Consider the following 18,444-nt stretch of genomic DNA (forward strand, 5'->3'; position numbering starts at 1 on the left):
CCGAGCCTACGTGAGCGCTCGGAGCGGCAGCCGATGCAGCGCCACGTCGGTCAGCGCGCCGCCGGCCGCCGTAGCCGTCAGATAAGTGCAGAACGGCTGCCGCCGCCGGTCGGTCGGCGAACCCGGGTTGAGCAGGCGCAACCCGCCCGGCGCGGTGCTGTCCCACGGGATGTGCGAGTGCCCGAAGATCAGCAGATCGGTGCCCGGGAACCGCTCGGCGCAGCGCTGCTCCCGCCCCGAAGCCGGCCCGGTCTCGTGCACGACGGCCATCCGCAGCCCGCCGATCTCGGCCCGCGCCACTTCCGGAAGCCGTTCCCGCAGCGCGGGCCCGTCGTTGTTGCCGAAACAGCCGATCAGCCGGGCGGCCCGAGCCTCGAGCGCGTCCAGCAGCGGAACATCCACCCAGTCACCGGCGTGCACCACGACATCAGCCGCGTCGACCGCCGACCAGAGCGCGCCCGGCAGGTCCCGCGCCCGCTTCGGCAGATGCGTGTCGGCCATCAGAACAATTCGCACCACCCGAGGGTACGAGAGTCCGAACGCGGGTCCCACCGTGCGCCCCAGGCCCGGCTTCGACGAACTAGAAGAGGGGGGTTCGGCCCTTGAAGCCGGTCGCCATCTTCACCGGAGCCCGCAGCGTTTTGCCGGTGCCGCGGAACAGGAACAGATAACCCGTGGACGACTGGACCGCGAAGACATCAGTGAAACCGTCGCGGTCGAAGTCGCCGGTTCCGATGATGTCGCGGAAACCACTCGCCTTACCGATTTTCACGCGGGTCTTGAAACCGTTCCCCTTGCCCGGATACAGGTAGAGCGTACTGGTTTTCGTCTCCTTGACCAGCAGATCCACATAACCGTCGCGGTTGTAGTCGCCGACGCCGGTGAATTCGGTGCGGTCCGCCCAGTTGCCGTAAGCCAGGACCTTCCGCGCGCCGAACTTGGCGCCCTTCTTCCCCGGATAAAGGTAGACGTCACCGTTGCTGATCTGGGTGGCCAGCAGATCAGGATAACCGTCGCGGTTGAAGTCGCCGACTGCCGTCAATTCGCGCATGTGGGTGAACTTCTTGTAGAGCTTCTTGCGCGTACCGAATGTGCCGTTGCTCTTGCCGGGATAGAACCAGACAACCCCAGCTTTGGTACGCGCGACGACGTCCTCGAAGCCGTCCCGGTTCAGATCCATCCGGACGATCGCGTTCATGCCCGCGAAACCGCCGGCGATCTTGGTGCGGTTCGCCTCGGAGATGTACGAACCGTTGCCCGGATAGCTGAACAGATTCCCGCTGGACTTGGTACGCGCCAGCACGTCCGGCCAGCCGTTCCGGGTCCAGTCGCCGAATTTCGCGGACGGCAGGCGGGCGAAGTCCAGGTAATCGTTGTCGATGTTGATGGTGACGCCGCCCCACGTCTCCTTGTGGTCGCCGCGGTACTGCTTCATCCGGCGTCCGGACGTCCAATAGGCCGACGGAATCACCTTGTCGGCGGTGGTGACGACCTGGTCCCAGCGGGCGAAGTCCATGTAGTCCGGCTTGACGTAACCGGCCTTGTTGTAAACGGCGACCTGGTCGGCGACACCGGAGCTGACGCTGCTGTAGAAACCGGAGAAATAGCCGTGATCGTGCAGGCGGGCCGTCCAGCCCTTCATGAAGGCGAGGACACCGGCCTTGCAGACCGCGTCGTTGGTCCGGTACGCCTCCATGTCGTAGATCAGCACGCTCTCCTTGGCGAGGCCGAGCAGTTTCGCCTGCCCCACCGCGTCGTCGGCGATCGCGCGTCCCTGCTTCTCCGCGTTCTTGTTGTCGATCAGGTTCTTCTTCGTCGTGGTGGTGCACGTGGCCTGCGGTCCCACGTAGAGCGGGATCATGCGCCAGCCACGGGTGATCTGCTCGCGTACCCATGCGGCGGTGAGGTTCGGCTGCGCGCAGCCCCGGTTGTTGCCGCCGAAGTAGATGCCAACTGCCCGGTACGGCGACTTCAGCCACGCCTTCATCGCGTCGCTCGACGGGGCCGTGCACGCGTCGAAGCCGTACCCCTTGAAGGTGCCCGGCTGCGGAGGCAGGGCAGCGGCCGCGGCGGCGTTCCCGTTCACCAGGGCGAGCGGGGCGACACAGAGCGCGACAACCAGCGCGCCGAGAAGGCGCTTCCGGTACTTCAGGAGCATTCGATACCTCATCGGACGAAAACCATCGGGCGGCGAGCCCATCGAGGTAAACAAACGCATAGACGGACCGCTACGGCCGTTCGGGCGAGACGGTGCCGTCCGAACGGTCTGCCGGGTGACCTGAGCCACTGGCCGGGAGGGAGCGGGGACCGGACCACTAGCGTAAGGGTGGTGGATCAACTCACTGGGCGGCAGCGGTGGGCTGCGCTGATCGCGCTCTCTCTGGGCGGCGTGGCCATCGGTCTGACCGAGTTCGTCGCCATGGGGCTGCTGCCCGACATGGCCCGGGCGTTGCTGCCGGAAGCGTGGGCACTGTCGCACGAGGACGCTGTCGCGCAGGCCGGGTGGGTCATCACGGCGTACGCCCTAGGGGTTGTCGCGGGCGCGCCGCTGATCGCCGCGCTCTCCGCCCGGATGCCGCGCAAGCGGCTGGTTCTCGGTCTTCTGGTGCTGTTCGCGGTGGGTACCTTCGCGTCGTCGATCGCGCCGACGTTCGAGCTGGTCCTGGTGTCGCGGTTCGTGGCGGCGCTGCCGCACGGCGCCTATTTCGGTGCGGCCGGGCTGCTCGCCGCGGGTCTGATGGGTCCGGGTAACGAGGCGCGCGGCTATTCGATCGTGCTGGGCGGGCTGACACTGTCGAACGTCGCCGGGGTTCCATTGATCACGCATCTGGGCCAGTCGGCGGGGTGGCGGGTCGCCTACAGCGTCATCGCCGTCGTCTTCGTGCTGACGCTGCTGGCGGTGCTCGCCACGGTTCCGGACGCGCCGGCGAAGAAGGACGCCTCACCGGCCGCCGAGCTGCGCGCGCTGCGCCGTCCGCAGGTCTGGCTGGTCGCGGTGACCGCCGCGGTCGGGTTCGCCGGGTTCTTCGCGGTGAACACCTACATCGCGCCGGTGACGACCGAGGTCACCGGGCTCAGCGAGGGTGCCGTTCCCTGGGTGCTCGCCGTCTTCGGCCTGGGCATGACGGCCGGCAACTTCCTCGGCGGCGCGTTCGCCGACCGGAACCTGCGGGTGGCGACACTGGCCGGGTTCGCCGGGGTGATCGTGTCGACGGTCTTCTTCGCGCTGTTCGCCGCGACGCCGGTGGGTCTCTTCGCGGGCGCGTTCCTGACCGGCGCGACCTGCATCTTCCTCGGCCCGGCGCTGCAGGCGCGGCTCATCACGGTCGCGCCGGAGGCGCAGCTGATGGGCGCCGCGGTGAACCAGTCCGCGATGAATCTGGCGAACAGCCTGGGTGCCGCGCTCGGCGGTCTGGTGATCGCCCGAGGGTACGGATATCTGGCCCCCGCCTGGACCGGAGTCGCGCTGGCGGCGGGTGGTCTGGCCCTGGCCGGCACGAGCTTCGCCCTGGACCGGAGATCCGAAAAATCGATGACAACCGTTTGAGTGTCCGCCCCCGTCCTAGGGGTGACGACACCGACGGAAGGACCGGGCGATGCGCGACAGCGCGGAAGAGGAGTACGTCGAGTACGTCACGGCGCGGGTGCCCGCGCTGCGACGGCTGGCGTACGTCCTGACCGGTGACGGCCATCGCGCCGACGACCTGGTGCAGCAGACGATCACCACCCTGTACCTGAAGTGGCCGAGGGCCCGCGCCGCCGAGAACATCGACGCCTACGTGCGCACCATGCTGGTCCGCGGTTACCTCGACGAGAAGCGTCTTGCCTGGTCGAAGGTCCGGCTGTTCCGGCAGATCCCGGAACCGGAACCGATCGAGGAGACCGGCGCCGAGGACCGCCAGGTGCTGCGGGCCGCGCTGCGCCGGGTACCGCGCCAGCAGCGGGCCGTGCTGGTGCTGCGCTTCTTCTACGACCTCCCGGTCGAGGAGGTCGCCGCGATCCTCGGCTGCTCCGGCGGCACCGTCAAGAGCCACACCTCCCGCGGGCTGGCCGCGCTGCGCCGCCTGCTACCACCACGAATCGAGGTGCCGAGATGACAGACCTGTTGCGTACGCTCGACGATGAGCCCGATACACCTTCCACCGTGGACATCCGGCGCGCGATCGCCGCCGCCCGCCGCAAGCGAGCGCTCCGGCGGGGCGTCCTCGGGGCGAGCGCGGCTGCGCTGACGGTGCTGGCTTCCGCTGCCGGATTTGTCATCACAAAGCCCTCGGCTGTCGTGCCGCCGGCGGTGATCGCGACCAGTGTGCCGGCGCCCTCCGCTCCCGCCTCTGCTCCTCGCCTTGCCAGCTGCGTTCTCAGCCGGCTTCCGGTCCCCGGCAAGGAGCCGATGGCCCTCGTCTCCGGCGGCGACCCCACCGGGGAGTGGATCGTCGGGCGCACCTATCCGAAGTCCGGCGGCTATCAGGCGGTGATCTGGCACGACGGCACGGTCACCGCGGTGATGCTGCCGGGTGATCTCGAGGAGTCGCTCCAGGACGTCAATCCGTCCGGCACCGCGGTCGGCTGGAGCTACGACGCGTCCGGCCCGGTTCCGTACGCGTACCGCGACGGCAAGGTCACCAGGCTGGCGGCGACCGGTTCGGCCCTCGCCGTCAACGAGGCCGGCCGGATCGCCGGCGACGACGGCAAGGGCCACCCGGTGGTCTGGGAGTCGGTCGGCTCGCCGCCGGTCCGGCTTGGTGTGCCGGCCGGAACCGCCGACGCGCAGGCCCGCGACATCGACCTGGACGGCACCGTCGTCGGCAGCCTGGGCCTGGAGATCCCGTACGTCTGGATGCCCGACGGCACCCACCGTGAGCTGCCGATGCCCGAGATCGACGGCAAGCCTGCGGCGATCGCGCAGGCCTTCGACATCCGCAACGGCTGGGTCACCGGGATGGCGAGCACCAAGAGCCTGAAGGGGAGCCGGGGGACCGCGCCGGTGATCGCGGTGCGGTGGAACCTGCGTACCGGGGTGACCGAGGTGGTCGACGGGCTGCAGTACCCGGCGGACGCGGTGAACGCGTACGGATGGCAGATCGGCACCGATCGCAAGGGTTACGCGGTCGTGCTGACCGGCGACGACGTGGTCCGCCTGCCGGACCTGGCATCGCACCGGCAGGACGGGACCGCGACGATCGCGAGCACCGTCAGCGACGACGGCAGCATCATCGCGGGCCAGTCCGACGACGCCGGCGGCACGATCCAGGCCGTCACGTGGCGCTGTCGATGACGCGCGGGTTTTCCCGGCCCGGGTTGTCGCGGCGCGGGGTTTCGCGGCGCGGGGTTTCGCGGCGCAGCCACAGGCCGATGATCACCGTGACGACGCTGACGGTGAACGCGATGACGTTCGGAATGACGAGCGGCCAGTCCTGCCGGGTCCACCCGTACGCGAACCACAGGGCGAAACCCGGCAGCAGCACCGCGAAGTAACCGAGCGACAGGTCAGCCGAGGACCGGCGAACGATCATGCGGCGGATCTGCAGAACGGGGGCGACGGCCATCACCACGCCCCAGAGACCAGCCGCGATGCCGAGAATCGATGCCATGGTTCACCTCACGTGACGTAAGGCGCTCGGTCTGGCGGGCCGCGTCGGCCGGGGCTGGAGTGCCGGAAGGGCCGGGAGCGCAAACGCAACCAAGCGACAGAATACCGGCCATGACTGACGATGGCCGGGCTCGCCGGGCCACCCTCCGCCGATTCCGCGGCTCGGCCCGCCCCCGAACCGAGTTCACCATCCGGACATGCCGTGTGCACCTGATGGTGGCTCGACGATCTCCGGGTGCGCACTTATGGTGGTCAGGCAGCTGAACGCTCGGTAACGAGAGGTGATCCGATGCGTAGCTCGGTTCTTGAGGTAAGTACCACTCCCGATGGAAGTGTGGTCATTCAGCCCCACGGCTCGGTGGGTCCTGACAGGGCTGTCGAGCTGCAGCAGTTGCTCGTTCACACGGTCCGGCGGGTCCGCCCGCTGCGCCTGATCGTGGACCTCGCCGACGTGCTCGATCTCGACCCGATCAACCTCGGTTCGGTCGCTGCGGCATGCGACCTCGGCGACGATCACCAGGTCGCCGTTTTCCTGGACAACCCGAACGGGTTACTCGCCCGCCAGCTCGCCGCAGCAGGTGTGCCGAGGCAGCGAGTGCGCGGCACCTGAGGGGATTCAGGGAGCTGCCATCGCGAGTTCGTTCATTGTTAACCTTATCGGGCCTAATCTCGGACGATGGCGGCACCGATCATTCTCACCCGCGCCGACGCGGCCCGGACCATCGCGGAAACCCTCCTGGGTGACAGCGGCAACCGGTTCCGGCACACCGCCGGTGTCGCCGAGCGAGCCTCCGGCCTCGCCGTTCGGCTCGGCCTCGACGAAGATCTCCTGGTCGCGGCCGCCTGGCTCCACGACATCGGGTACGCGTCACCGCTGATCGAAACCGGCTTCCACCCGATCGACGGCGCCCGCCACCTGACCCGGGAGGGCTGGCCCGCCCAGATCGCCGGCCTGGTCGCATACCACTCAGGCGCCCGCTTCGTCGCCGACGTCCGAGGCCTGACCACCGAGCTGGCCGAGTTCCCGGACGAGCGCAACCTCATCTCCGACGTCCTGACCTACGCCGACCAGACGGTGGGCCCACGCGGCGACCGGGTCGACCCGGAGACCCGCTACACGGAGATGCTCCACCGCCACGGCCCGTGCTCCTTCAACGCCCAGGCCGACCCGCTGCGCCGGCCGTACCTGCGAGCCATCGCCACCCGGGTCGAATACCTCCTCCACCAGAGCTGACCTCCAGGCCCTGCCACATCGCGCAGCCCGCCCCACCACCAGCGCACGAGCCAGGTCCTCGTCCTGCGCCGGGTCCTCGGCCTGCGCCGGCTCCTTGTCCTGAGGCTCTCTCCAAGCCCGCCGCCAAGCCCGAGGCGCCTTCACCATGGCGCGCCACGGAGCCAGCTGAGCCGGTCCTCTGTCCGAGCCGGTCCTCTGTCCGAGCCGGTCCTCTGTCCGAGCCGGTCCTCTGTCCGAGCCGGTCCTCTGTCCGAGCCGGTCCTCTGCCCGAGCCGGTCCTCTGCCCGAGCCGGCCGCCCGGACGCGGGAGTGGCCCAGTGGGCGGCGTGGGCGAGAGCGCGACATGCGCCCGCTCGCGGCGTAGGTCAGGTCGCACATAACGCCACCGTGCGCCCGGGTCCACGCCCTGGCCGTGATGAAGTCACACAAACTGCAACCGTGCGACGCCATCCACGCGACCCCGAGCATCCGTGCGCCCCCAGCCACGTGGCCCCCGCGCCACCGTGTGCCCCCAGCCACGTGGCCCCCGAGCCACCGTGTGCCCCCAGCCACGTGGCCCCCGAGCCACCGTGTGCCCCCAGCCACGTGGCCCCCGAGCCACCGTGTGCCCCCAGCCACGTGGCCCCCGAGCCACCGTGTGCCCCGGTCACGTGCGCCCTGAGCCACGGGCGCCAGTCCACGCAAAGTGATGTGCAGGGCGGTGAGCGCCCGCAAGACGCGTGTGCTCACCGCCGGCCCGGGGAGGGTGAGCGCCCGCAGAACGCGTGCGCTCACCGCCCCGCTGCGGCACGGTTCGGGAAACAGCTAGCCCGGGCGGCGCCGACCTGCCCCGGACCTGGGGACTCCAGGCCCGGACCCCGCCTCTGCGAACCCCGGGCGCGGCGGCGCTCACCCTGCCAGGGACCTCAGGAACGTCGTCAGGGCGTTGCGATAAGGGTCGAGTGTGCGCAGGTCCACGTACTCCTCGGGCCCGTGCTGCCCGTCCCCGCCCGGGCCGAAGATCACCGCGTCGACGCCCTGCGCCGAGTAGAACCGGCCGTCCGCCGCCCCGTGTTTCCGGAGCAGCGAACCCTCGTACCCCACCGACTGCGCGGCCTTCGCCAGCGATGAGACGAAGGCACTCGTCGAAGACGCATGATGGGGCGCGCCCAGTGCCTCCACCGTCACCTCGACGGCCGGGCCGGTCACCGATGTCAGGAACGAGGCGATCTCGGCGGCAGACCGGCCGGCCAGATCAGGATCGGACGGCGGAAACCGGATGTCGAGCAGCGCCGACGCGTCCGCGGGCACGATGTTGGCGGCCTCGTTCGACGTTTCGACGCGGGCCACGTTCACCGTCGTGGTCCAGGCTTCGGCGGACGGCACCGGATAGCGGGCCGTCAAGGAGGAAACCGCGGAGATCACCGCGGCCAGCGCGTTGGATCCGAGCCACGGATAGGCCGCGTGCGCGGAAACCCCGGTCGCGTCCAGCCGAACCCGCACGATGCCCTTGGAGTCGGTGACGATCCGCAGGCCGCTCTGCTCGCCGATCACCACGAACTCGCCGCGTACGCCCTGCGCCACCTGATGGCCGGTGCCGTCGAACCCGCCCACCTCTTCGTCGGTGACCAGCTGCAACGCGATCGGATAGGGCAGCGACCGAGCACAGTCCCGGAAGACCGTGGCGAGCACCACGGCCGCGGCCTTCATGTCGTGCGCCCCACGGCCGTAGAGCCGGTCACCCTCGACCCGGGCCGAGAACTGCGCGCCGGCGCCGGGCACTACGTCCAGATGCGCGTTGAGGATCACCCGCGGCAAACCCGGACCCGCGGTGACCAGCGCACTCGGCTTGCCACCCGAAGAAAACCGCCGCACCGAGAACTGCCGCTCCGAGAACTGCCGCTCCGAGAACTGCCGCTCCGAGAACTGCCGCTCCGAGAACTGCCGCTCCGGGAACCGCCGCTCCGATAACCCAGGCCCGACCGCCAGGTCGAGCATGAAATCGAGCGCCCGCTGCAGCTCATCGGGCCGGTCCGCGGTGGACCGGATCCCGATGAGCCGGACCACGTCCGGTGCCAGTGAGGACAACAGGGAAGCCACGACCCCGAACCTACTGCGGCTTCAACTCACCCGCTTCGATCGCGACCGCCAGCTTGTTCCCGGCGGGCGGCAGCGGGCAGGTCGCGAATTCCGTATAAGCGCACGGCAGATTCGTGGCCCGGTTGAAGTCCAGCGTGACCGACCCGTCCGGCCCCGGCGGCGCGATGAACAGACTCCGGTTGGCCGCGTACGTCGTCAGTCCCGACGTCGCATCGGTGAACAGCACGAACAGCGAGCCGGGTGCAGCGCCGTTGAAAGCGATCAACGACAACTCGTCGCCGCCGATGCTGAACGACACCGTCCCCGGCGACTCGTAGACGTGCTCGATCCCCTCGGCCACCGACCCGACCGGGGTCGGCCGAGGCGACTCATAAGGCGTGAAATTTCCGGGCACGACCCACTTCTCGTCGGCCGGATACGCGGACGTGCCGGCATACCCCGCCAGCACTTTACTCGCCGGATTGCGCGGCCGGATCACGTCGAATCCTCCCCGCCGAGCGATCTCGATCACCACATCGCCCCAGCCCACGGCGATGTCAGCCCTTTCCGCGAGCGGCGCGAACTGATGGGTTCCGGTCACCGCAACACCGTCGACAACCAGCTCCTCCCCATCCGCGAGAGAAACCACCACCCCGGAAGGACCCGTGCTCCACGAACCCGGCGCGTCGTCGAAACGCTGCGGCGTCGCATTCAGCCAGTTCAGGCTCGTGATGGCGAGAAACCCGTGCGGATCCGCCCGGCGCTTCTCGTGCGCGGTGTGCCACTCGTCCCATTGCTGCTGAAACAAGATCGTCATACCGCACAGCCTAATCCCTACTTATTGCGTGGGAAATACGCGTCTGCTACCGTCGGACCTGGTCATGAGTGCCAGCGCGTAGCCCCGGCTTGCTGGCCGGCAACCCTTCCGTTCGCGATGGGGTGCCCCGGGTGAGGACCGGGCCGCGTCGATCCCGACGCGGCAAGCGCGGGCCCGTGCGGGTCCCGAGACCTCACGGAGGCGAACCATGTCCCTCGGCATCGTCGGCGACGACCTGAAAGTCACTCTTCCCGACGGCGAGACCCGGCCTTTCGCCCATCTCGATTACGCCGCTTCCGCTCCCTGCGTCGAAGCCGCGGCCCAGGCGGTGGCCGATCTCCTGCCGCGCTACGGCAGCGTTCATCGAGGCACCGGGGTACGCTCACAGGCCTCCACTCTCGCGTACGAACTAGCCCGCGATGTGGTGTCGGAATTCGTCGGCGCCGGCCCGGACGATGAAGTGATCTTCACCCGGAACACGACCGACGCGCTGAACCTGCTGGCCCGGGCCCTGCCCGCCGGCACCACGACGATCGTCTTCGACGGCGAGCACCACGCCAACCTGCTGCCCTGGCCGAACCAGGTGCGGCTGCCCGCCCCGTCGTCGGTGGCCGAGGCGATCGAAGCCGTGGACAAGGCCCTGACCGAGAACAAGAAGGCCTTGCTCACCGTCACCGGCGCCAGCAACGTCACCGGCGAGGTCTGGCCGATCAAGGAGCTGGCCGAGCTCGCCCACCGGCACGGCGCCCGGATCGCCGTCGACGCCGCGCAGCTGGCACCGCACCGGCCGATCAACGACCTGGGCGCCGATTACGTCGCGTTCTCCGGGCACAAGCTCTACGCCCCGTTCGGCGCCGGTGTGCTCGCCGGCCGCCGGGACTGGCTGGACGCCGCTGACCCGTACCTCTGTGGGGGTGGAGCGAGCGCCGCCGTGGGTGACCGCCCCGGTGAGCGGGAGTGGGCAACCGGGCCGGCGAGGCACGAGGGCGGCACTCCCAACCTGCTCGGCGCTGTCGCGATCGCGGCTGTCTGTGAGGCTCTGACCCACGCCGACCGCGACGTTCTGCACGAGCGGGAGCAGGAGCTGCTCGCCCGGCTGCGCGCCGGGATCGCGACGATCCCGGGCGTGACCGAGGTCAGTCTTTTCGGGCCGGACCACCCAAGGGTGGGCATCGTGTCGATGGCGTTCGCGAACGACGATCCGGCCGATGTCGCGCTGCGGCTCGGCCGGGATCACGGCATCGGGGTGCGCGCCGGTCAGTTCTGCGCTCACCCGCTGGTCCGGCGCCTCACCGGCAGCACGGTGACCGGGGAGTGCGGCGTCACGCCGGGCCTGCTCAGGATCAGTTTCGGTCTCGGCAGCACCACCGAGCACGTCGACCGAGTGCTGGTCGGGCTGCGAAACTCCTGATCCGCTACCGGGAAGTGACTGTCCCGCACGGGCCTGCGGCCGATCATCATCAGTGTGGCGACCTGGATGAAGTGGTTGCGTGACCGGCTTCCGACCGGTGGCGGACTGCGCGACGAGGACTGGGCGGGCCGGCACCGGCTGCTGACGGTGCTGCTCGCCGTCATCATGGTGGCGCTGGTGCTGTTCGGCGTGCTGCAGAACGAGGATCACCTCCCCGCGATGCTGCTCACCGTCGGCCTGGTGCTCCCGTGCCTGATCGCGGCCTCGATGCTGCGCTCACGGCGGGCGCGCTCGGTCTTCGTGGCGCTCGGTTACACGGCCGCGTGCGCCGGCATCGTGTCGCTGAGCCACGGGCTGACCGAGGCCCACTTCACCTTCTTCATCTCGGTGGCGGCGCTCGCGCTGTACCGGGACTGGGCGCCGTTCGGTGCCTTCCTGGTCGCCACCACGCTGCACCACGCCGTCTTCGGCACGCTGGTCAGCGACCACACCTACGACCACGGCTCGGCCGTCGCGCACCCGCTCGTCTGGGCACTCATCCACGGCTCCGCGGTGCTGCTCGCCGCCGGCTTCCAGATCGTCTCCTGGCGCCTCACCGAGGTCGAGGAGGACCGCGCCCGGGAGAACCTGGACGAGAGCCAGGCGCAGCTCAGCGTGGCGTTCGACCAGACGCCCATCCCGATGGCGATGTTCTCCCCGGAAGGTCTGGTGCTGCGCAGCAACGCCGCGTACCGCGAGTGGCTCGGCCTGCCCGACGTGCTGCCGGCCGGCTTCTCGCTGGCCGACGTGCCGCTGACCCCGGTCGACCCGGCCGAGCCGGCAATCCTTGCCCTCTTCGCGAACAGCCGGGAGCCGCAGACCGTGACCCGGCAGTACCGCCGCCCTGACGGCTCGACCATCTGGGTGCAGGTGCACGGCACCGGCCTCTACGACCGCCACGACCAGCTCCGGCTCATCTACGTGCACTGCTTCGACGTGACCGCCACCCGTGACCACGAGGCGGAGCTGCGGTACCAGGTGCGCCACGACGGGCTCACCGGCCTGCTCTCCCGCAAGGCGTTCGAGCACGACCTCGCCGCCATGCTCACCGGCAGCGCCGAGCCGGTCAGCGTCATCTACATCGACGTCGACCGCTTCAAGTCGATCAACGACGGCGCCGGCCACCACACCGGCGACGACGTGCTCCGCGCCCTGGCCGTACGCCTGTCCGCCGTGGTTCCGTCCACTGCCCTGATCGCCCGTCTCGGCGGCGACGAGTTCGTGGTCGCCCTGCCCGGCCCGTCCGGCACCGGCCTGGCCGTTGCCAACGGCATCCTCGGCTGCCTGGACGAGCCGCTGGCCGGCGTGCCGGTCTCGCTCAGCGTCGGCGTCACCACGGCGTTCGGCCCGGCCACCGCCGACGAGATCGTCCTCGCCGCCGACACCGCCATGTACGCGGCCAAGCGTGCTGGCGGCAACCGTCTCCAGGTCTTCACCGACGACCTGCGGGTGCCGGTGCAGGAGCGGATCGCCGCCGAGGCCCGCCTGCGCCGCGCGCTCGCCGCCGACCCGCGGTACACGCTGCCGCTCTGGTTCCAGCCGGTCGTCTCCACCGCCACCGGGCGGATCATCGGCGCCGAGGCGCTGGTCCGGATGCGTACCGAGCAGGGCAACGTGCTCGCGCCCGGCCACTTCATCGGCGTCGCCGAGGAGACCGGCATGATCGTGCCGCTCGGCGAGCACGTGCTGCGCTCGGCGATCGAGCACCTGCAGCACTGGTCGGACTGGCTGGGATACGTCTCGGTCAACGTCAGCCCGCGTCAGCTCGCCGAGGCGGATTTCGTCCCGATGGTGGCGGCGCTGCTGGCCGAGTACCCGTACATCGACCCGTCCCGTCTCGTCCTGGAGGTCACCGAGACCGCGCTGATCTCCTCGACCGTCGACGTGAGCGAGCGGCTGGCGCTGCTCAAGCAGCTCGGCGTACGCGTGGCCCTCGACGACTTCGGCACCGGGTACAGCTCGCTGACCTGGCTCAAGTCGCTGCCCGCCGACGTGGTGAAGCTGGATCGCTCGTTCGTGGCGGGTCTCGCCGACGACCCGCGCAAGGCATCGATCATCTCCGCGGTGCTCTGGCTGGCCCACTCACTGGGCATGTCGACGATCGCCGAAGGGGTGGAGGAGTTCTCCGACTGGGAGGCGCTGCGTGCGGCCGGTTGCCCGGCGGTGCAGGGCTACTTCTTCAGCAAGCCGCTGCCGGCGCCGGAGTTCGACCGGATGCTGGTCGCCGGCACGACAGTGGCCGACGTGGTGAATTCCACCTTTGGTGGAGTTCATCTGAACGAAACCACGGGAAGCGCCCTGGCCGGTTAGAGTCCGGCCATCCTTGACAACGTTGATCCATTCATCGGAACCGCGGCCACCGACCTGCCTCGAGCGCACGGGTTGGCCGCCACATGGTGGTGGCCGAAACCGCAGGTGGGTAACACCCACCCGGGCGCCACCTCCCCGTTCGGCATGGTCTCGGCCTGCCCCTACTCGGGGGCGTACCCGACCGGATACGGCCGGTACGCCAAGAACACCGAGGGTGTGCCGGAGGAGATGTTCGACCGGCTCCAGGCGTCCGGGTTCACGCACTTCCAGCAGTCCGGCACCGGGGCGATCCGCAAGTACTACAACTACGTGCGGGTCACCCCGATGGTCCAGCCGCTCGACGACCTCGGCCAGTCCTGGCCGCTGGAGGACGAGCGCGCCGAGGCCGGCTATTACGCGGCAAACCTCGACACCGGCGTGCGCTGCGAGATCACCGTGGGGGAGAAGGTAGCGGTCCACCGCTACACGTTCCCGGACAACGACAGCGCCCGCGTGGTCGTCGACCTGTCCTGCGGCGGCCTCGCCATCGACCTCGGGCGTACCGTCCCGTTGCGCGCGCAGGCCGAGAGCATGGGGCAGGGCCGGGCGCAGGGCACCGTCGTGATGGAGGGCGTCCCGCTCTCCGTCTACGTCGAGGTGGACAGCCCCGGCTGGCGGCAGATGCTCTGGTACGACCGGCGGCTCATCCCCGGCGGCACCCGTCTCGACTTCGACAGCATCCGGCACACCACGCTGCGCCCGTTCGGCATGCTCTTCATGGGCCCGGCCCGCGCCGGGCAGACCATCGAGGTACGCCTCGGCTTCTCGCTGCGCGGCACCGATCAGGCCCGCGCCAACCTGGAGCGCGAGTGCGGCGGCGCGGAGAGCGCTTTCGAGACGGTTCGCGCGCGCACCCGCGCGCGCTGGCGCGACCACCTCGGCCGGGTCCAGGTCGACGGCGGCACCCCGGCCCGCCGGACCGTGATGGCGACAGCGCTCTACCACTCGCTGATCAAGCCGTGCATCGCCGACGACGAGAGCCCGTTCTGGCCCACCAGCGGCCCGTACGCCTTCGACATCTGCACCATGTGGGACATCTACAAGACCCAGCTGCCGTTGCTCTCCGCGATCGCGCCGGACCGGGCGAACGACCTGCTCGAATCGCTGATCCGGGTGTGCGAGGAGGAGGGCAACTTCCCGATCGGTTACCGGATGGCCCGCGGCGCCGACCGGTTCTTCCGGCAGGCCAGCGCGCTGGCGCACACCGCCCTCGCGGACGTGCACGCGCTGCGCCGGCCCGGCATCGACTGGACCGGCGCGCTGGTGCACATGGTCGACGACCTGCGCCGCCTCTACGGCGAGGACTTCTGGGAACACGGCGTGGTGCATCCGATCACGCACACGCTCGATCTCGCGTACGCACACCATTGCACCGCGAAGGTGGCACGCGCCCTGAATGACCACCGACTGGCCAGTGACCTGGAGCGGCGCAGCCGCGACTGGGTCAACGCCTTCGATCCGGCGACCGGGCTGCTGCGCGACTCGGAGTTCTACGAGGGCGGCAAGTGGAACTACTCGTTCCGCCTGCTGCACGACATGGCCGCGCGGATCGAGCTGGCCGGCGGCGACAAGGGGTTCATCGACAAGCTCGACCAGTTCTTCGGGTACGGCGCCGACCCGGTCAAGCAGCCCGGCCGCTGCCCGTCGCCGGTCGAGATGGCCGCCGGGTACGCCCTGAACCGCTTCGAAGGCCTCAACAACGAGCCGGACATGGAGGCGCCCTGGGCATACCACTACGCGGGTCGCCCGGACCGCACCGCCGAGATCGTGCACGCGGCACTGACCTGGCAATTCGGCACCGGACCCGGCGGCCTGCCGGGCAACGACGACTCCGGAGGGCTCAGCTCCTGGTACATCTGGGCCTCGATGGGCCTGTTCCCGGTCGCCGGCCAGAACCTCTTCCTGGTCAACGCCCCCGCCTTCGAACGGGCGCAGATGCAGGTCGAGGGCGGCGAGTTCGTCATCGAGACCAGCGGGCACCGGGAAACCCCGATCGGGGTCGACGGCCTGGACCACGACCCGGCGCCGCAGTACGTGCAGTCCGCCACCCTCAACGGCAAGCCGCTGCACACCACCCACCTGAGCGCTGCCGACGTCCATCAAGGCGGTCGGCTGCATCTGCGGCTCGGTCCCGAACCCTCGACCTGGGGTCAGGGGTCCCGGCCGCCTTCCCTCTCACACCCCCACCCGAAGGAAACACCATGAGTCGACCGACCCGCCGCCTGGTCATAGCGGTCCGTGCCGACCCTGTCATCTGCGGCCATTCGGGCGAGGCGCGCAACCTCGCCGAGGTCGCGCTCACCCGGGGCTTCGACGACGTCCGGCTGCTCACCTGGCCGATCCCGACGCTGCAGGCCGCCGGACTGCCCCTCAAGCCGCTCGACCGGCTGCTCCCGTACAGCCCCGGCATCACCGTGGAGCGCCCCGAGTCGGTCGGTGACTACCGGGTGCCGGACGGACGGCACATCGCCGGTCTCACCGGCCGCCTGGTCGAGCTGCTCTCCGAGGGCGTACCGACCGTCTGCCTCTCGATGTACCTGGTGCCGCACACCCAGGTGATCAACGAGGCGGTGAACTCGGCCCGCACGGCCGGTTTCAATCCGCAGGTGCACACGATCGCGAAGGCGGTCGGCTCGGACGTGACGAACGTGATCCGCTCCTGCCTGCGCGAGGGTCGCTTCGGCGCGGCCACCGTGCTGCTCACCACGTTCCTGGCCAGCGACGAGGTGGTCGCCGTCTCGGACTACACCCGCGACGAGATCATCGCCTCGGCCGAGGAGGTGGACGCGCACTGCGGCACCACGTTCGCTGAGCAGTGCCGGCGCCGGGTCGCGGTCAGCTACCCGCCGATCGATTCATCCGCATTTATCGGTTTAAAGCAGGATGATGTCGACGCCGCACTCGCCAAGCGCGGTCTGGAACGCGGCAAGTACATCCTGTTCCTCTCCCGCGTCGCCCGCGCCAAGGGGATCTACGACCTGGTGATCGCTTTCGGCCAGATGCGCGCCCGCGAGGACGTCACCCTGGTCGTCGCCGGCACCGGACCGGCCCTCGAACACGTGCAGGCCATGGCCAAGGAGGACGACCGGATCATCTTCCTCACCGACGTCGACGACGACGAGAAGCCGCTGCTGATGGCGGGCTGTGCGGCGTACGCGCTGCCCACCAAGCCGGAACCGGACTTCGTCGAGACGTTCGGCATCGCGCTGGCCGAGAAGGCCCTCGCGGGCGGCGGCCCGATCGTCACCACCCTCACCGGCGGCACCGGCGAAGCGGTCGGCGACACGGCGATCATCGTGGAAGCCGGTGACATCGGCGCGCTTGCCGACGCCCTCGACAAGGTCGTCCTGTCGATGCCGGACGAGGAGAAACGCGAACTCGAGACGCGTGCGCGAGCGCACGCCATGCAATTCGACCGCGTCGCGGTCTTCGACGATCTCTTCAAGCCCTAGGGTACGCGGAAAGGCCGCCCGTTCTTCGGTACCGGGCGGCCGATCCGTGGTCTTACAGCTCGCCGTTCTTGGCCAGGTGCTCCAGTCGTGCGTACCCTTCGTTGACGCCGACCTCCATGCCGCTCTGCAACCAGGCGTCGCGGCTCTCGATGCTGTCGACAAGCGACTGCGCGTGCAGCCGGGTCCGGCCGTTGCCGAGGTCCTCGAACCGGAGTGTCTCCAGGGCGACGCCGTCCGGCTGGCCCTCCCAGGTGAAGGTCTGCACGATCAGATCCGGTCGCACCTCGTGGAAGCTGCCGTGGAAAGCGAACTCCTCGCCCTCCCGGTGGCCGACGTACCGCCAGCTGCCGCCGGTCCGCGCGTCCCAGTAATCAATCTTGGTGCTGATCGAATCCGGGCCGTTCCATTTCGCGAAGAGCTCCGGGTCGGTGTGCGCACGGAACAGCTGCTCCGGCGTCGCGTCGAAGTCGCGCGTGATGCGGATGATCGGAAGCTTGTCGTCAGCCTCAATCTTCGCGGTCATTGCTGTCCTCACTCTCGTCGGTCTGGCTCACCATGTCGTCCAGCAGGGCGTCGAGGCGGCTGTATCGCTCCTCGGCCCGTCGCCGGTACTGCTCGATCCAGGCGTCCATCTCGTCGAACACCTCCGTCTCCAGACGCACCATCCGGGGTTGCGGTCCCGGCGGCCGGCTCACCACCCCGGCGTCCTGGAGCACCTTGAGGTGCTTGTAGACCGCCTGCAGCGACATCCGGTACGGCTCGGCCAGCTGGTTCACCGTGGCGTCGCCACCTGCGAGCCGGGCCACCATGTCGCGGCGCGTCGGGTCGGCGAGTGCGGAGAAGACGCGGGTCAACGTGTCCGCCGGCATCGATCCTTCTTTCAACTCACTGGTTTAAAGTGAACCTAGACGTGTCGGCCGTCACCTGTCAACTAAAAAGTTGAAAGCGCAGCTCAGGGTGGATCGGCAATGTCGTGTTCGGAATCCGTACACGTATGCCCGATAGACCGAACCCATGGAAGAAGTGCGTTGTGTGATCCGCCGCGACGACCGGTCCGCCGTGCGCCTGCACCTGGCCGGCGAGTTCGGCCGCGCGGCTCATCCCGAGCTGCGCCGCTCGCTGCGCAAGGCATGCGACCGCGCCGGCCGGGGCAGCGTCGTCGTCGACATGGCCGAGGTCGCCTCGATCGGCAGCGAGTGCATCGAGGTGCTGCTCGTCGGTTACACCCGCGCGTTGCGCAGCGGCACCGGGTACGAGGTGGTCAATGCTTACGGACCGGTCCGGCAGGCGCTGGCCATGACCGGCCTCTGCGAGCCCGCCGTCGACGACATGTTCGACTCGCTGATCGCCCTCGTCGAGAGCGTACCGGCCGCTACTCCGGAGAACCGCGGGTAAACCGATTCCCAACAGCGGGTGACCTCCTGAGGCCTACGATCGGTTTCGCTCGCGGCGTTCCGAGCTGCCGGGCGTACGCGTAAGCCCATGCTGGGAGGG

At 69.4% G+C, this 18,444-nt stretch carries 17 protein-coding genes and 1 riboswitch; of the genes, 10 read left to right on the forward strand and 7 right to left on the reverse strand.

Going from position 1 to position 18,444, the window contains the following annotated elements; translation table 11 throughout:
* Window positions 1-6: 6 nt before the first annotated feature.
* Together ACQP2E_RS13505 and ACQP2E_RS13510 are read right to left on the reverse strand one after the other, a co-directional pair.
* On the reverse strand, window positions 7-516 hold the full coding sequence (locus ACQP2E_RS13505) for a metallophosphoesterase family protein (RefSeq protein ID WP_433831432.1): 510 nt from the start codon (window positions 514-516) through the stop codon (window positions 7-9).
* 64 nt (window positions 517-580) lie between these two features.
* On the reverse strand, window positions 581-2,158 hold the full coding sequence (locus ACQP2E_RS13510) for a glycoside hydrolase domain-containing protein (protein ID WP_433831434.1): 1,578 nt from the start codon (window positions 2,156-2,158) through the stop codon (window positions 581-583).
* A gap of 171 nt (window positions 2,159-2,329) precedes the next feature.
* On the opposite strand from ACQP2E_RS13510, the gene ACQP2E_RS13515 reads away from it, so the two are divergent.
* Genes ACQP2E_RS13515 through ACQP2E_RS13525 form a run of 3 tightly spaced genes read left to right on the forward strand, consistent with a single transcriptional unit; the run spans window position 2,330 to window position 5,275 of the window.
* Complete coding sequence (locus ACQP2E_RS13515) at window positions 2,330-3,547, forward strand: MFS transporter (protein ID WP_433831436.1); 1,218 nt, start codon at window positions 2,330-2,332, stop codon at window positions 3,545-3,547.
* A 49-nt stretch (window positions 3,548-3,596) separates the two neighbouring features.
* Entirely contained in the window at window positions 3,597-4,097 is a 501-nt protein-coding gene (locus tag ACQP2E_RS13520; RefSeq protein ID WP_433831438.1) for a SigE family RNA polymerase sigma factor, read from the forward strand.
* Window positions 4,094-5,275 (forward strand): hypothetical protein, encoded by a 1,182-nt coding sequence (locus tag ACQP2E_RS13525; RefSeq protein ID WP_433831440.1) that lies wholly within the window; start codon window positions 4,094-4,096, stop codon window positions 5,273-5,275. The genes ACQP2E_RS13520 and ACQP2E_RS13525 overlap by 4 nt, the downstream gene beginning before the upstream one ends.
* Here ACQP2E_RS13525 and ACQP2E_RS13530 read toward each other — a convergent pair.
* Window positions 5,256-5,591, reverse strand: coding sequence for a SemiSWEET family sugar transporter (locus ACQP2E_RS13530; RefSeq protein WP_433831442.1), 336 nt, complete (start codon window positions 5,589-5,591; stop codon window positions 5,256-5,258). The genes ACQP2E_RS13525 and ACQP2E_RS13530 overlap by 20 nt on opposite strands.
* Before the next feature lie 333 nt (window positions 5,592-5,924).
* On the opposite strand from ACQP2E_RS13530, the gene ACQP2E_RS13535 reads away from it, so the two are divergent.
* The gene (locus ACQP2E_RS13535; RefSeq protein ID WP_433831444.1) at window positions 5,925-6,200 is read left to right on the forward strand and encodes a hypothetical protein; all 276 of its coding nucleotides are present in this window, start codon (window positions 5,925-5,927) and stop codon (window positions 6,198-6,200) included.
* A 66-nt stretch (window positions 6,201-6,266) separates the two neighbouring features.
* A complete protein-coding gene (locus ACQP2E_RS13540) occupies window positions 6,267-6,824 on the forward strand; it encodes an HD domain-containing protein (protein WP_433831446.1) in 558 nt (185 codons plus the stop codon).
* Window positions 6,825-7,712: 888 nt separating this feature from the next.
* On the opposite strand, the gene ACQP2E_RS13545 is transcribed toward ACQP2E_RS13540, so the two are convergent.
* Both ACQP2E_RS13545 and ACQP2E_RS13550 read right to left on the reverse strand, forming a co-directional pair.
* Window positions 7,713-8,903, reverse strand: coding sequence for a M20 family metallopeptidase (locus tag ACQP2E_RS13545; protein ID WP_433831448.1), 1,191 nt, complete (start codon window positions 8,901-8,903; stop codon window positions 7,713-7,715).
* Between the two features lie 10 nt (window positions 8,904-8,913).
* Window positions 8,914-9,699, reverse strand: coding sequence for a DUF1684 domain-containing protein (locus ACQP2E_RS13550; protein WP_433831449.1), 786 nt, complete (start codon window positions 9,697-9,699; stop codon window positions 8,914-8,916).
* A gap of 60 nt (window positions 9,700-9,759) precedes the next feature.
* Window positions 9,760-9,874: riboswitch (SAM riboswitch) on the forward strand.
* Window positions 9,875-9,907: 33 nt separating this feature from the next.
* Here ACQP2E_RS13550 and ACQP2E_RS13555 point away from each other — a divergent pair.
* The 4 genes from ACQP2E_RS13555 (at window position 9,908) to ACQP2E_RS13570 (ending at window position 16,950) form a co-directional block, all read left to right on the forward strand.
* Window positions 9,908-11,110, forward strand: a complete 1,203-nt coding sequence (locus ACQP2E_RS13555) for an aminotransferase class V-fold PLP-dependent enzyme (protein WP_433831451.1) — start codon at window positions 9,908-9,910, stop codon at window positions 11,108-11,110.
* A 54-nt stretch (window positions 11,111-11,164) separates the two neighbouring features.
* The gene (locus tag ACQP2E_RS13560; protein WP_433831453.1) at window positions 11,165-13,459 is read left to right on the forward strand and encodes a putative bifunctional diguanylate cyclase/phosphodiesterase; all 2,295 of its coding nucleotides are present in this window, start codon (window positions 11,165-11,167) and stop codon (window positions 13,457-13,459) included.
* A gap of 72 nt (window positions 13,460-13,531) precedes the next feature.
* The gene (locus tag ACQP2E_RS13565; protein WP_433831455.1) at window positions 13,532-15,703 is read left to right on the forward strand and encodes a glycoside hydrolase domain-containing protein; all 2,172 of its coding nucleotides are present in this window, start codon (window positions 13,532-13,534) and stop codon (window positions 15,701-15,703) included.
* Window positions 15,700-16,950 (forward strand): glycosyltransferase, encoded by a 1,251-nt coding sequence (locus ACQP2E_RS13570; protein ID WP_433831457.1) that lies wholly within the window; start codon window positions 15,700-15,702, stop codon window positions 16,948-16,950. The genes ACQP2E_RS13565 and ACQP2E_RS13570 overlap by 4 nt, the downstream gene beginning before the upstream one ends.
* 52 nt (window positions 16,951-17,002) lie before the next feature.
* Here the strand turns inward: ACQP2E_RS13570 and ACQP2E_RS13575 are convergent, their stop codons facing one another.
* The gene (locus ACQP2E_RS13575) at window positions 17,003-17,473 is read right to left on the reverse strand and encodes an SRPBCC family protein (protein WP_433831458.1); all 471 of its coding nucleotides are present in this window, start codon (window positions 17,471-17,473) and stop codon (window positions 17,003-17,005) included.
* Window positions 17,457-17,819 (reverse strand): ArsR/SmtB family transcription factor, encoded by a 363-nt coding sequence (locus ACQP2E_RS13580; RefSeq protein ID WP_433831460.1) that lies wholly within the window; start codon window positions 17,817-17,819, stop codon window positions 17,457-17,459. The genes ACQP2E_RS13575 and ACQP2E_RS13580 overlap by 17 nt, the downstream gene beginning before the upstream one ends.
* A 145-nt stretch (window positions 17,820-17,964) precedes the next feature.
* Between ACQP2E_RS13580 and ACQP2E_RS13585 the strand changes: the two genes are divergently transcribed.
* Window positions 17,965-18,345 carry an STAS domain-containing protein gene (locus ACQP2E_RS13585; protein WP_433831462.1) on the forward strand — a complete coding sequence of 127 codons (381 nt, stop codon included), beginning with the start codon at window positions 17,965-17,967 and terminating at the stop codon, window positions 18,343-18,345.
* Window positions 18,346-18,444 lie beyond the last annotated feature (99 nt).

It is taken from the genome of Actinoplanes sp. CA-015351 (assembly GCF_050955685.1).
GTDB lineage: Bacteria > Actinomycetota > Actinomycetes > Mycobacteriales > Micromonosporaceae > Actinoplanes.

Bases quoted from the DNA above. Each gene is read 5' to 3' on its own strand.
- ACQP2E_RS13510 (WP_433831434.1), bottom strand. From the start codon at position 2,158: ATGCTCCTGAAGTACCGGAAGCGCCTTCTCGGCGCGCTGGTTGTCGCG.
- ACQP2E_RS13520 (WP_433831438.1), top strand. From the start codon at position 3,597: ATGCGCGACAGCGCGGAAGAGGAGTACGTCGAGTACGTCACGGCGCGG.
- ACQP2E_RS13525 (WP_433831440.1), top strand. From the start codon at position 4,094: ATGACAGACCTGTTGCGTACGCTCGACGATGAGCCCGATACACCTTCC.
- ACQP2E_RS13530 (WP_433831442.1), bottom strand. From the start codon at position 5,591: ATGGCATCGATTCTCGGCATCGCGGCTGGTCTCTGGGGCGTGGTGATG.
- ACQP2E_RS13540 (WP_433831446.1), top strand. From the start codon at position 6,267: ATGGCGGCACCGATCATTCTCACCCGCGCCGACGCGGCCCGGACCATC.
- ACQP2E_RS13550 (WP_433831449.1), bottom strand. From the start codon at position 9,699: ATGACGATCTTGTTTCAGCAGCAATGGGACGAGTGGCACACCGCGCAC.
- ACQP2E_RS13555 (WP_433831451.1), top strand. From the start codon at position 9,908: ATGTCCCTCGGCATCGTCGGCGACGACCTGAAAGTCACTCTTCCCGAC.
- ACQP2E_RS13570 (WP_433831457.1), top strand. From the start codon at position 15,700: ATGAGTCGACCGACCCGCCGCCTGGTCATAGCGGTCCGTGCCGACCCT.
- ACQP2E_RS13575 (WP_433831458.1), bottom strand. From the start codon at position 17,473: ATGACCGCGAAGATTGAGGCTGACGACAAGCTTCCGATCATCCGCATC.
- ACQP2E_RS13580 (WP_433831460.1), bottom strand. From the start codon at position 17,819: ATGCCGGCGGACACGTTGACCCGCGTCTTCTCCGCACTCGCCGACCCG.
- ACQP2E_RS13585 (WP_433831462.1), top strand. From the start codon at position 17,965: ATGGAAGAAGTGCGTTGTGTGATCCGCCGCGACGACCGGTCCGCCGTG.